The sequence below is a fragment of the uncultured Roseobacter sp. genome, assembly GCF_947491795.1.
Lineage (GTDB): Bacteria > Pseudomonadota > Alphaproteobacteria > Rhodobacterales > Rhodobacteraceae > Roseobacter.
In genome coordinates this window covers 130,350-142,606 of sequence record NZ_CANLKW010000001.1, presented here as the reverse complement: position 1 = coordinate 142,606, position 12,257 = coordinate 130,350, and the positions used below count along the sequence as shown (strand labels likewise).

Below are 12,257 nucleotides of genomic sequence, written 5' to 3'. Positions count from 1 at the left end.
TTGTGGTGACATCCGGATGGCTTACCCTATTGTCCAACCAATACCCGAGAGGAGCGCCGCCATGCCCATGACAAACTCCACGACCCACTACGGTGGCGTGACCAAGGCCTTTCACTGGCTGACCGCCCTGCTGATCATCACGCTGATCCCACTGGGCATCTATGCCAACGGTCTGCCCTATGACACTTCCGGGGCCCTGGCACAAAAGGCCTGGTTTTTCTCGCTGCACAAAACCCTCGGCATCACCGTCTTCTTTGTGGCGCTGGCCCGCATCCTCTGGGCGCTGAGCCAGCCAAAGCCCGGATTGCTGCATGCGGACCGCAAACTGGAAAGCTTTGCCGCTGAAACCGTGCACTGGCTGCTCTACGGCTCGCTGCTGCTCGTGCCACTGTCGGGCTGGGTTCACCATGCCTCCACCGAAGGCTTCGCGCCGATCTGGTGGCCCCTGGGTCAGAACCTGCCAATGGTGCCGAAATCCGAAAGCCTGGCCGCGACCACCGTCGGGCTGCATATCGTCTTCGAGCGTGTGCTGGCAGCCTGCATCCTGCTGCATGTCGCAGGCGCGCTGAAACACCACGTCATCGACCGCGACAGCACCCTGCGCCGCATGCTGCCCGGGCGCCCTGCGGTGCCGGACGTGCAGGCGCACCACCGTGTCGCTCTGCCGGTTGTCGCAGCTCTTGTGATCTGGGCGGGCGCGCTGGGGATCGGTTCGGCCCTGGGCGTCTATGCCCATCACGGGGAGACAGTTCAGGCCGCAGCCCTGGAGGATGTGCAGTCCGACTGGGTCGTTCAGGACGGCACCCTGTCCATCAGCGTGAAACAGCTCGGCTCTGACGTCACAGGCAGCTTTTCGGACTGGACCGCCGCCATCAGTTTTGATGAAAGCATCACCGAAGGACCCGCAGGATCGGTCGGGGTGACCATTTCCATCGGATCGCTTACGCTGGGGTCCGTCACCTCACAGGCCCTCGGCCCGGACTTCTTCAATGCTGAAAACTTCCCCACGGCGACCTATACCGCCGATCTGATCCGCACAGACGACGGATACTCAGCCGTTGGGACGATGACCATCAAAGACATGTCCGTGCCCGTCAGCTTCCCCTTCACTCTGGACATCGCAGAGGGCACTGCCGCCATGCAGGCGGAAACCACCCTCGACCGGCGGGATTTTGCCATCGGAGATGCTCAGAAAGACGAAGCAAGTCTCGGGTTTTCCGTCACCGTGAGCATCACTCTGACCGCGTCAGAGGCATCGTAACACCGCTCCTTCACCCTTCTTAAAATACTCAGATCCCACAAAAGGAAAATAGCCGCGCTCCGGGTCCGGGGCGCGGCTTTGTCAATTCAGACCTGTGACAGATCAGCCGGCCTTCATGGCCTCGATCGAAATCACAATCTCCACTTCATCGCTGACATAAGGCGCAAAGGCACCCAGACCAAAATCCGACCGCAGCACGGTGGCCGTCGCATCAAATCCTGCCCAGGGTTTGCCCGCCTGCGGATGGTCACCTGTCTGGTTCAGCTTTGCGTCCAGAACAACAGACTTCGTGACATCGTTCATCGTCAGATCACCGGTGATCGTGGCGGTGTTGTCGCCTGTCACTTCAATGGCGGTCGAGGAAAAGGTGATCATGTCACCTTCTTCAGCGCCGAAAAAGTCACCCGACATGAAATGACCTTCGCGCTTTTCCCAGCCGGTGAACATGCTCATCACCGGCATGGCCACAGTCACAGAAGATGCTGCGGGGTTTTCCTGATCAAACATGATCTCCCCCTCAAAGCCCGAGAACATGCCATAGGTTGTTGAAAAACCAAGGTGGTTATAGCTGAAGACCACCTGGCTGTGGCTCGCGTCGAGGACGTATTTCTCGGCAGCGGTTGCAACAGAGGCGGTGGCAGCCAGCGCGGCGGCGAGGATCAGGGATTTCATGTTGTGTCTCCATGTTGGGTGAATCATGCCAGTAACATGGTTCCCGCAGGCACAAAGACAATCAGTCAGAAATCAACAGAAGGTGCGCGCTGGTGAACAGCCGGTGCGCGGGGCCGTCATAGTTTGCCGGCAACCCGCAGCGCTGTGACCAGCGCACGGTGCGCCACACGGTCTGACGCGGCCACTTCCGCCAGCAGGGTGTCATTGGCCCCCCACAGCTGCACATGCGCGCCACAGTTCTCGACCCGTGTCAGGTCCGCAAAGCTGCAGCGCTCCAGAACCCAGCGGTCGCGACCGGTGACCCGCACCAGGCGGACCTCGTGACGGATCGTATCAATTTCGACACGCGGCGCCCGGGGACGTACGGCACTTTGCAGAAAGGCGATGCCCGCCATGCCGCCAATCACTGAAACCAGCAGCTTGATCAGCATCAGGTCCTGGCTCCGGTCTGCCCCCGGTGCCACCCAGAGGCCAACGGCCGTCAGCACAAGGGCCGCACCGATCACGCCAAGCGCACCGCGCAGCAGCATGCGGCCACCATCAAGCGTGCGGGCAGGCTGCGGGGCAATCGCTTTAAAAGCGGTGGGGTCTGCGGCACTGGTCATGGTCAACATCCTCTCCTGGTTAACAAAGAGTTAACGCAGCAAAAGAGACGGAAATAAGACCGCAAGCGGGCTGGCCCGGGGCAATTTCCCGGCAGATGTGCCTGCCCCGGACCGGCCCTGCGGCAGGGCTTGCACTGTGCCGCAGACCGTGTATACGCAGCACTTCCTTTTGCAGACTTTCTGAACCGCGCAGTCTCTCGTGGCCGGGCCGCAAAAGGTGAATGGCCCTGCCTTTGAAATGCGCCCTGATATAAATGAGGAGTACGCATGCCACTCTATGAGCATGTCATGATCGCGCGTCAGGATCTTTCCAACACGCAGGCCGAAGGGCTGATCGAACATTTTGGTGCTGTCCTGTCCGACAACGGTGGGTCGCTCGTGGATCACGAGTACTGGGGCGTCAAAACGATGGCCTACAAGATCAACAAAAACCGCAAGGGCCACTATGCCTTCCTGCGCTCGGATGCCCCGGCACCGGCCGTTCAGGAGATGGAGCGCCTGATGCGTCTGCATGATGACGTCATGCGCGTTCTGACCATCAAGGTCGATGAGCACGCGGAGCTGCCATCCGTTCAGATGCAGAAACGCGATGAGCGTGGTGACCGTGGCGACCGCCGCGAACGCCGTTGATCAGCCTTAGGAAAAGGACATAAACCATGGCCGCAAAACCATTTTTCCGCCGCCGCAAGGTCTGCCCCTTCTCGGGCGACAACGCGCCGAAAATTGACTACAAAGACACACGTCTGCTGCAGCGCTACATCTCTGAGCGTGGCAAAATCGTGCCGTCCCGTATCACCGCAGTCTCTGCCAAGAAGCAGCGCGAGCTGGCCCGTGCCATCAAACGCGCCCGTTTCCTGGCCCTGCTGCCCTACGCTGTGAAGTAAGGAGAACATCATGCAGGTTATCCTTCTCGAACGCGTTGCCAAACTTGGCCAGATGGGCGAAGTGGTGGACGTCAAGCCGGGCTATGCCCGTAACTTCCTGCTGCCTCAGGGCAAGGCGCTGTCGGCTTCCAAAGCCAACATCGAAGCCTTTGAGCAGCAGAAGGCACAGCTTGAGGCCCGCAACCTTGAAACGAAGAAAGAAGCTGAATCCCTGGCTGAAAAGCTGAACGGTCAGCAGTTCATCGTGATTCGCTCCGCTTCCGATTCCGGCGCGCTGTATGGCTCTGTCACCACCCGTGACGCCGCCGATGCCGCAACCGAGGCCGGTTTCTCTGTCGACCGCAAGCAGGTTGCGCTCAGCCCGATCAAAGAGCTGGGTCTGCACGCGGTACAGATCGTGCTGCACCCCGAAGTTGAAGCCACCATCGAGCTGAACGTCGCCCGTTCCCCCGAAGAGGCCGAGCTTCAGGCATCCGGCAAATCCATTCAGGAGCTTGCCGCCGAAGAAGAAGCCGCAGCGGAATTCGAAATCCAGGAACTCTTTGACGATATCGGTGCAGCCGCATCCGACGACGAAGACCTGGCCGAAGCTGCCGGTGTTGCCTCCGACGACACCGCAAGCGACGAAGCCGCATCCGGCGATCAGGAAGACACAGCCGGCAAGGCCTGATCTTCCACGCAGAAAACAGAATGAAAGCCGGGCCCTGCGCCCGGCTTTTTTTATGCGCGCCGGGTCAAAGCAGCAGCGCCGGGTTTCACCAGAACGTGAAACCCTGTCCTGCGCAAATATACAGAAACTTAAGACGCCTGTGTCAGGGTCCCGGCAGCAAACATACGGGAACCAGAATGGAACCTCAGCCCAGACTTGGCCTCGCGGCCCTGACGCGCCTTGCTTACAGCGGCGCAGATCTGCACCTGCTGGAAAGCGAACTGGCAGCGCAATACGCCGGTGGAACAGCCTCCGCCAGCACTCTCATGGATCTTTCGGTCATCACACAGCTGTTGGGACACGCAGAACAGGGCCTGTACTGGCAGTCTCTGGCCCTTGACGCCTGCCGGGTCTACCGCACGCACCGGACAGGCCCCGCCCGGCGCAGGGTACTGGTCTATGCCGCCCCGATTCATATGGGCGGCAATACTCCGATCGAATTTCTGCTGCCCGGCGATACTTTTGACATTGTGACCTATTATCTGGGCTCGGAAACACCGGCCCGCGACGCATATCGCCTGCCGCCGCATGACGTGGCCTTCTGCGCCATGCCTGCGGATGCCGAAAACGCCGAAGCGGCCTGGGAAACCGTGCGTTTTATGAGCAGGAACAGCGGCGTGCAGGTCCTTAATCTGCCGGAAACGCTGATCAAACCCGAGCGGGACACCCTGCCCGATCTGTTGCAGGATGTGCCCGGCGTGCATGTGCCCAGAACACTGCGCCTGGGGCGGGACACCCTGTGCGCTATGCTCCGGGATGGCACCGGCTCCGGGCTTCTGGACGCGGCCATCGGCACCTATCCCTTTGTCTGCCGCCCCGTGGGCTCGCACGCGGGTCTGGGGCTGGAGAAGATCGACACACCCGCAGATTTCCAGGCCTACCTGAACCGGCGCGATGAGGCCGAATTCTACGTGTCGGAATTCATCGACTACGCCACCCGGTCGGACGGACGGTTCCGCAAATTCCGCGTCGTTGTTATCGGCGGGCAGGCCTTTGCCTGCCACATGGCCATCGCCGATCAGTGGGACGTCTGGTATCTGAACTCGGACATGAGCGCTTCCGAAGACAAGCGCCGTGAAGAAGCGCAGTTCATGCAGAGTTTCCCCGAGGCGTTCGGCGCGCGTCATGCGGCCGCCTTTGACGCCATGGCAGAGAGGCTGGGGCTCGACTATTTCGGCCTGGACTGTACCGAAGATGCAGAGGGCAATCTGGTGGTTTTCGAAGTGGACAACGCGCTGATCGTGCATGACATGGATTGCAAAACCACCTTTCCCTACAAAGAAGCCCATATGCAAAAGCTCTTTGCCGCCTTTGAAGGCATGCTGGAGGCGCATTGCCCGCCCGAGGCGCAGCACTTTGGTCCGGTACTGCCTGATGAGGCGAGCGTCACGGCAAGTCGCACAGCGGCCCTGCCGGGCAGTTCCCCCGTCCGGGCGGGCCCCGCGCGCAGGCGGGTTTCCTGACGTTTCACCTGAGGCGACCACCAGCGGGCCTGGCGGGTGCTGAACGCCTGCCACCCTGCCCCTGTTGCAAAGCCACAGCTGACAGTCACCCGCGGCGCCCGTCCCGCAGAATGCATTCGCTGTACCCTGCAAACCGCAACAAAAAAGGCCGGCGTCCATCTGAACACCGGCCTTCCGAAAAACAGGTCTGATCAGATCAGGCGTCGTCGAGCGCCTCGACGGCCTTTTGCAGATCGTCCTTGGATACTTCCTTTTCGGACACTTCAGCGCCCTCAAAGATGTGATCGACGACCTTGTCCTCGAACAGAGGCGCGCGCAGCTGCTGCTGCATCTGCTGGTTCTGCTGCACGAACTCAAAGAACTGACGCTCCTGGCCCGGGTACTGACGCGCCTGCGCCATGATCGCCTGGGTCATCTCTGCATCAGAGACCTGAACCTCGGCCTTCTGGCCGATCTCGGCCAGCAGCAGGCCCAGACGCACGCGGCGCGATGCCAGCTTTTTGTGCTCGTCTGTGGCTTCGATATCGGGGTGGTCGTGGCCTTCCACATCCGGGTTATCCTCGTGCCAGAGCTGGTGTGCAATCTGACCGGCTTCCGCATCGACCAGCGCCGGCGGCAGATCGAAATCCACCATATCGTCCAGTGCATCCAGCAGGCCGCGTTTCATTACCGCGCGGGCCGCCCCAGCGTATTCTGCTTCCAGACGCTCAGAGATCTGGGCCTTCAGACCTTCCAGATCCTCTGCACCGAACTTTGTGGCCAGCTCGTCGTTGATCTCCGCGGCGACCGGGCCTTTGACCTCTTTGATGGTGCAGTCGAACTGGGCTTCTTTGCCAGCCAGGTTCTCCGCCTGATAGTCTTCGGGGAAGGATACGGTCACAACCTTTTCCTCGCCCGCTTTCACACCAACCAGCTGCTCTTCAAAGCCCGGAATAAAGGAGTTGGAGCCCAGCGTCAGCGGGTAATCCTCGGCGGAGCCACCGTCAAAGGCCTCACCATCGACCTTGCCCACGAAATCCATGACCACCTGGTCGCCGTCTTTCGCCTTGGAGCCCTTTTTGCGTGCCTTGAAATCCTGAGCCGTCTCGGCAAGGTTCGCCAGCGCTTCGTTCACGGCCTCATCTTCGGCCTTCACAACCATTTTCTCCAGTTTGATCGCGGAGAAATCAACTTCCGGAATGGCCGGCAGCGCCTCATAGGACATCTCTACCTCGACGTCGTCGCCCTCTTTCCAGTCCTCATTGGTCATCTTGACCTCGGGCTGCATCGCGGGGCGGTCGCCTGATTTATCAAAGTGTTCGTTCATCGCGCCGTCGATGCTCTCCTGCATCGCTTCGCCCATCACACGCTGGCCAAACTGCTTTTTCAAAAGCGCCATCGGGACTTTGCCCTTGCGAAAGCCCTTCATTTCGACCTCGGGCTGCGCCTCGGCCAGTTTCTCGTTGACCCTGGCCTCAAGCTCGGCGGCCGTGACCTTGATGGCATAGCCGCGTTTCAGACCTTCGTTCAGCGTCTCAGTGACCTGCATGTTTGCTCCATATGAATAAGGCGCGCCGGGCGGCGCGTGCATAGATTTCCGCCCTTCTATTTGGGTCGGGCTCAAGGTGCAAGAGGCCCTTTTCACCCCGGTGCAATATGCGCTCTGCCGCATACCGCGCAGGCCCGGTCAGAGGGCCCCGAGAAATGCAACCCGCGACTGTCACACGGATCACGGCCGGGTTTCCGGACCCCGGCAGACCACAACCGGATCGCGCCCCCAGGCGGAACTGCGACCACTGTGCCCCGGCATTCGCTTCGGGCGTGCGATGCTGGGAGCTGTGCACCCTGCACCGGCCATGAAAAGGAGCTGCGAACAGTCAGCAGAATTTCCCCGACAGCATGCGGCAAGGGCCCTGGAGCTCGCCGCGGGGCGACCAGGCGTTTCACGACAATGCAGTCCGGCGGCATGCAGCCCGTCACCGGCCAGACCGGTGTTACCGGCAAGGCAAAAGGAGTTTCCAGTCAACCCGGGCCCGGGCAGTATGCCTGCCAGAGGCTGAACCATGTCATCGCCGTCACGCGGATGTCCCACAACGCGCAGGCAAGGACACCCCTGCCGTTCCGCAGCCCGACAAAACCAACCGAGGCTGTGTATGCCACCTCAGTGAAGGGGGCGCTCGCACCGGTCCCAGTAGTCGGTCAGACAGTCGATTACTCTGGTCATCTCTGATTTTCGCGACGGTTTGACAAGGTATCCGCTGGCATGGCGCTCATAGGCGCGTTCTATGTCACCCTGGTCGCTGGATGTGGTCACAACGACCACGGTCACCAGTGATATCCTGTCGTCGGCCCGCAGCTCCTGCAGAAATTCATGCCCGTTCATGCGCGGCATATTGATGTCCAGCAGCACCACAAAGGGAGCACCGGCAGCAAAGGGAGGATCCTGCTGGTTCAGGACTTCAAGCGCTTCAACACCGTCGCGCGCCCGCACCACTGTGTTGTCACTGCGCGCATCTCTCAGTGCGCGGTCAAACATCATTGCGTCAACGTCGTTGTCCTCAACAAGCAGAATGTTCATCTGCATCTCCTCATGCTGCTGCCTCAGAACGGGCAGGCGTGACTGACCCCGGGGTTTTCGGCCAGGGGAAATGGAATGTCGTTCCCTGGCCACAGGCAGAGTCGAGCCTGACCTCTCCGCCATGAATTCCGACTGCTTTCTTGACGATCGCGAGGCCGATACCACTGCTTTCCGGCGCATCCCCTTCGCGCAGCGTCTGGAACATCTCGAAAACGCGGGTGTGGAATTTCGGATCAATCCCCGGACCGTTGTCCGATACCGAAAATTCAAAATTGTCCCCGTCCTCTGCACAGGAAATCACCACCCGAAGATCCCCGGTCTTTTCGTGATATTTGACCGCGTTGCCGACAAGGTTCTCCAGCACACGCCGCAGCCCGACCGGATCCACGCCAATGACTTCCACCGCGCTGTCCAGAAGGACCTGCCCGGGCTGCAGCTCGAAATCAGAGGTCAGCGCATCCGCCAGCGCGCCGAGCCTCAGCGGTTCGCTGTCCGCCAGCGGTCGCCCTGTGCGTGAGAATTCGATGATCGCCGTCGTCAGCTCGTTCATACGTTCCACCCGGTCGAGGATCAGATCGAGGCTGAGAGATACCTCCGGATTGGCCCCCGGCGAGGACAGATATTCCTCCAGATCCTCTTTCATCATCTCGGTCAGGCCGCCGATGCCCCGGATCGGGGTCTTGAGGTCATGCGAGGCGGCATAGGCAAACTGCTCCAGTTCCTCGTTGGTGCGCATCAGTTTCTGCTTTTCCAGCCGCAGGTCCTCTGTCACCTGGTCGGCGTAGGCAACCGCGTGTTTGTTGGCCCGCGCCATCAGAACCAGCAGCAGCACGATCAGCCCTTCGATCAGCAGCCCGCCGATCAGGATCATGGTCGGCTGCGCATAGGTGTTTTGCGCGCGAAACGCCAGGTTGGACCTTACATCCAGCGACCAGGTACGCCCGTAGATATCCATCGTAACGGTTTCCGTGAACATGGGATCCGGGTCATGCAGGACCTCGGCACTGGTATGTTCATCATAGATCGTCTGGCCCGCATCCGAAATACTGACGCTGACCTGGCGCAGGTCCTTGGACAAAAGCCCGTCCATCAGATTGCGCACCACAAAGGGGGCATACACCAGACCCCGGAACTCTGTCTGACGCGTAGTCGCATCTGCCTCCGGCCCGTTCCGGTAAAACGGTACATAGAACAAAAACCCCGGGGTCGAGGCCGCGTCCTGCACCAGAACAATCGGCCCGGTGATCTGCGCCTGGCCTGTATCGCGGCTGGCCAGCGCCGCGGTGCGCCGGTTCAGCTCATGCGCCACATCCAGCCCCACGGCTGCGGCATTCGCCGCCTCCGGCTCGATAAATGAGATCGGCATATAGACCGGCTCGCTGTGCTCCGGAAAAACGGCATACCCGGGCCGTTCGGCCCGGCGCGCCTGCATATAGCCGTCCATCGTTGCGTCGGTCAGAAAATGGATGACACCAATCCCGTTGATCCCGGGATACTTTTCATCAATCCGCAGGTTTCTGGCAAAGGCGCGCCATTGGGAGAGCGTCACATCGCCCCCGTGCGATTCGATCGTGGAGACCCCGCCCCAGAGCGCGTCCTCGTATTTTTGCAGACGCGCCTCAATCAGCCCGACAATCTGTTCGCTTGCGGCATTGAACCGCTGCTCGATGCGTTTTTCCGACTGTGCTTTGGAAAACTGCCAGGCGCTGAAGGTCATGATCAGCGACAGCACAACGACGACGATGTGCAGCGTAGATATCCGGCCAATAGCAAATGAAATCGCGCGCATCGTTTCCCACTGTTTATCCTGTGACCACATCATCGGGCATAAACAATAAGGAGGTGTGAACAGCCCCCTGCCGCAGAAGCCATTTGTGGTAAACACAAGCCCGTCCGCCAGCTTATGCCCGACAACAGAGCCATCAGAAACGGCCGCACCATGAAATGCCCGTGGAACCCGCACCTTACGCCGCACAGGCTTTGCTGCACTGTTCTGAAAACTGATCCTGCGCTCTGTGCTGTTGGTGCCCCTATGGGGAGAAAACTCGAACACCATTATTGAGACTTTATCAGATTGGGAAGAGCAACTCAAAGGTTTTGAAATTGACATAAACCGTGCGCCGGACGCCCGTACGAAACCGGACGTTGACCAATCAAGGGCAACGCCGAGAACGCCGGAACCGGGCGCATGAGTACTGTGTCCAAACAGCGCAAAGCCTCTGGTGAATTCAACGCCGCCACGAAGACAGAGGCCCGCAAAAACAAACGCCCCGCGCCGCTGTCACTTCGGCTGAATGCAGCGGAGCGGGCGGCTTTAGAACAGGCAGCGGACGGCATGTCGCTGAGCCGTTATATCAAGGGCCGGATATTTGACGCAAAGGGCAAGCCAAAGCCCTCCGCCCGGGCGCTGCCTGTGCGGGACCATGTCGCCCTGGCACAGGTTCTCGGGATGCTCGGAGCCATGCAGGTAGCGGGCAGTTTCCGGGATCTGGCAGAGGCTGCCAAATCAGGTTCCCTGCCCGTGACGCCTGAGACCGAAGAGGAGCTGTTGAATGCCTGCGCTGCTGTTCTGGCCGTAAAGGCAGAGGTGATGAGCGCGTTGGGATATGACGATGTCGAGGCGCCATGATCCTGAATGGCAATCAACGGGGCGGTGGTCTCAAACTGGCAGCGCATCTGACAAACATGGTGGAGAATGATCATGTTACCCTGCACGAATTGCGCGGGTTTTCATCCGAAACTCTGCGCGGCGCGCTGCAGGAGGCCGATGCCATTGCCAAAGGCACACAGTGCAAACAGTTCCTGTTTTCTCTTAGCCTCAGCCCGCCAGAAACCGAACAGGTTCCCGTCGGAGTGTTTGAGGCCGCAGTTGCAGATATTGAGAAGCGCCTCGGCCTGAGCGATCAGCCCCGCGCCATCGTGTTTCACGAGAAGAACGGGCGGCGTCACGCCCATGCGGTCTGGTCGCGGATTGATGTGCAGGACATGAAGGCGATCAATCTGCCCTTCTACCACAACCGGTTGACGGAATTATCAAAGGATTTGTTCCTGCAGCATGGCTGGCGCTTGCCGGAAGGCCTGCGGGACCGCAAGAACCGCAACCCGACCAACTTCAGCCTCTCAGAATGGCAGCAAGCCAAACGGGCGGGAAAGGATGCGCGGGCCATCAAGAGGATGTTTCAGGAAGCGTGGCAGGTCTCGGACAATGCCAGCGCATTTGCCCATGCGCTGGAAGACAAAGGCTACTTTCTGGCGCGCGGGGATCGGCGCGGTTATGTCGCCCTTGATGCCGAGGGGGAGGTCTATGCGGTGCCGAAATGGGCGGGGGTTAAAACCAAAGACGTCCGTGAAAAACTGGGCAGTCCGAAAACGTACCGCTCCGTACAGGATACGCAAGTGTGGATCGCTGAGCAGATGCAGCCTGCCCTCTCCACTTGGGAGGTCGAACTGGCCAAACAACATCAGGACTTGGCCAGACAACAGGCTCAGAAGAAGGCGCGTCTCAAAGCACAGCAGCAGGCGGACCGCAAGCAAGTCCGGGAGCAACAGGAACAACGTCGCAAAGCCGATGCCAAAGAGCGCCACGCTCGGTTTCGGCGCGGCCTCAACGGACTTTGGGATCGATTGCGGGGGGCGCACAATCGTATCCGGCAGGAGAATGAGCGCGAAGCCTGGCAAGCGCATCTGCGGGATCAGTCGCAAATGGATGATCTGGTCTTTCGACATCTCGAAGATCGCCGCAGGGTGAAACGTCAACATGACATCGAACGATCATTGCTTGAAGGTCAGCGAAGTGAACTGGCGAAAGACCGCGACAGATTTGATGAACTGCGCTTGGGTCGAAGAAATTACTCGCAAGGCGAACCGAGCCTTGCGCGTTAACTACGCGAATTTCGAAGTTTGGGTTAAAGTCCAGCCTCTGAAACCACGTCATTGAGGTGTCAGTAATCCACGCAACGAAAAAAGATGGGCTGTAAAACGCAGATTAAGTCACGAGCGGATCATTGGGATGAGATCAGGAAGAAAGGTCACACGTATCGCGGACGCGCAGCACGCAAGTTAACAGGTCAATTTGAACGCTCGTCATCCACGTGGGGCACCAAATG

12 protein-coding genes are annotated in these 12,257 nt (G+C 59.8%); 7 read left to right on the top strand and 5 right to left on the bottom strand.

Translation table 11 applies throughout. From position 1 onward, the window contains the following. Positions 1-61: 61 nt before the first annotated feature. On the top strand, positions 62-1,261 hold the full coding sequence (locus Q1A34_RS00725) for a cytochrome b/b6 domain-containing protein (protein WP_300029367.1): 1,200 nt from the start codon (positions 62-64) through the stop codon (positions 1,259-1,261). 102 nt (positions 1,262-1,363) lie between these two features. Here the strand turns inward: Q1A34_RS00725 and Q1A34_RS00720 are convergent, their stop codons facing one another. Beyond that, a complete protein-coding gene (locus tag Q1A34_RS00720; protein WP_300029364.1) occupies positions 1,364-1,933 on the bottom strand; it encodes a YceI family protein in 570 nt (189 codons plus the stop codon). Positions 1,934-2,049: 116 nt separating this feature from the next. Continuing rightward, complete coding sequence (locus tag Q1A34_RS00715) at positions 2,050-2,538, bottom strand: hypothetical protein (protein ID WP_300029361.1); 489 nt, start codon at positions 2,536-2,538, stop codon at positions 2,050-2,052. Between the two features lie 267 nt (positions 2,539-2,805). On the opposite strand from Q1A34_RS00715, the gene rpsF reads away from it, so the two are divergent. The 4 genes from rpsF to Q1A34_RS00695 all read left to right on the top strand — a co-directional run bounded on the left by rpsF (position 2,806) and on the right by Q1A34_RS00695 (position 5,594). After that, positions 2,806-3,168 carry a 30S ribosomal protein S6 gene (gene rpsF / locus Q1A34_RS00710; RefSeq protein WP_300029358.1) on the top strand — a complete coding sequence of 121 codons (363 nt, stop codon included), beginning with the start codon at positions 2,806-2,808 and terminating at the stop codon, positions 3,166-3,168. A gap of 26 nt (positions 3,169-3,194) precedes the next feature. Next, positions 3,195-3,422 carry a 30S ribosomal protein S18 gene (rpsR, locus tag Q1A34_RS00705; protein WP_005982441.1) on the top strand — a complete coding sequence of 76 codons (228 nt, stop codon included), beginning with the start codon at positions 3,195-3,197 and terminating at the stop codon, positions 3,420-3,422. Between the two features lie 10 nt (positions 3,423-3,432). Next, entirely contained in the window at positions 3,433-4,092 is a 660-nt protein-coding gene (gene rplI, locus Q1A34_RS00700; protein WP_300029355.1) for a 50S ribosomal protein L9, read from the top strand. Positions 4,093-4,268: 176 nt separating this feature from the next. Beyond that, a complete protein-coding gene (locus tag Q1A34_RS00695; protein ID WP_300029352.1) occupies positions 4,269-5,594 on the top strand; it encodes a hypothetical protein in 1,326 nt (441 codons plus the stop codon). A gap of 196 nt (positions 5,595-5,790) precedes the next feature. Here the strand turns inward: Q1A34_RS00695 and tig are convergent, their stop codons facing one another. The 3 genes from tig to Q1A34_RS00680 form a co-directional block, all read right to left on the bottom strand. After that, on the bottom strand, positions 5,791-7,122 hold the full coding sequence (gene tig / locus Q1A34_RS00690; protein ID WP_300029349.1) for a trigger factor: 1,332 nt from the start codon (positions 7,120-7,122) through the stop codon (positions 5,791-5,793). A gap of 612 nt (positions 7,123-7,734) precedes the next feature. After that, positions 7,735-8,151: a response regulator gene (locus tag Q1A34_RS00685; protein ID WP_300029346.1), complete on the bottom strand. Its 417-nt coding sequence runs from the start codon at positions 8,149-8,151 to the stop codon at positions 7,735-7,737. Positions 8,152-8,161: 10 nt separating this feature from the next. Then, positions 8,162-9,940, bottom strand: a complete 1,779-nt coding sequence (locus Q1A34_RS00680; RefSeq protein ID WP_300029343.1) for a CHASE domain-containing protein — start codon at positions 9,938-9,940, stop codon at positions 8,162-8,164. A 399-nt stretch (positions 9,941-10,339) separates the two neighbouring features. Between Q1A34_RS00680 and Q1A34_RS00675 the strand changes: the two genes are divergently transcribed. Next, the gene (locus Q1A34_RS00675) at positions 10,340-10,780 is read left to right on the top strand and encodes a hypothetical protein (protein WP_300029340.1); all 441 of its coding nucleotides are present in this window, start codon (positions 10,340-10,342) and stop codon (positions 10,778-10,780) included. Beyond that, entirely contained in the window at positions 10,777-12,033 is a 1,257-nt protein-coding gene (locus Q1A34_RS00670; RefSeq protein WP_300029337.1) for a relaxase, read from the top strand. Before Q1A34_RS00675 ends, Q1A34_RS00670 begins: the two co-directional genes overlap by 4 nt. Positions 12,034-12,257 lie beyond the last annotated feature (224 nt).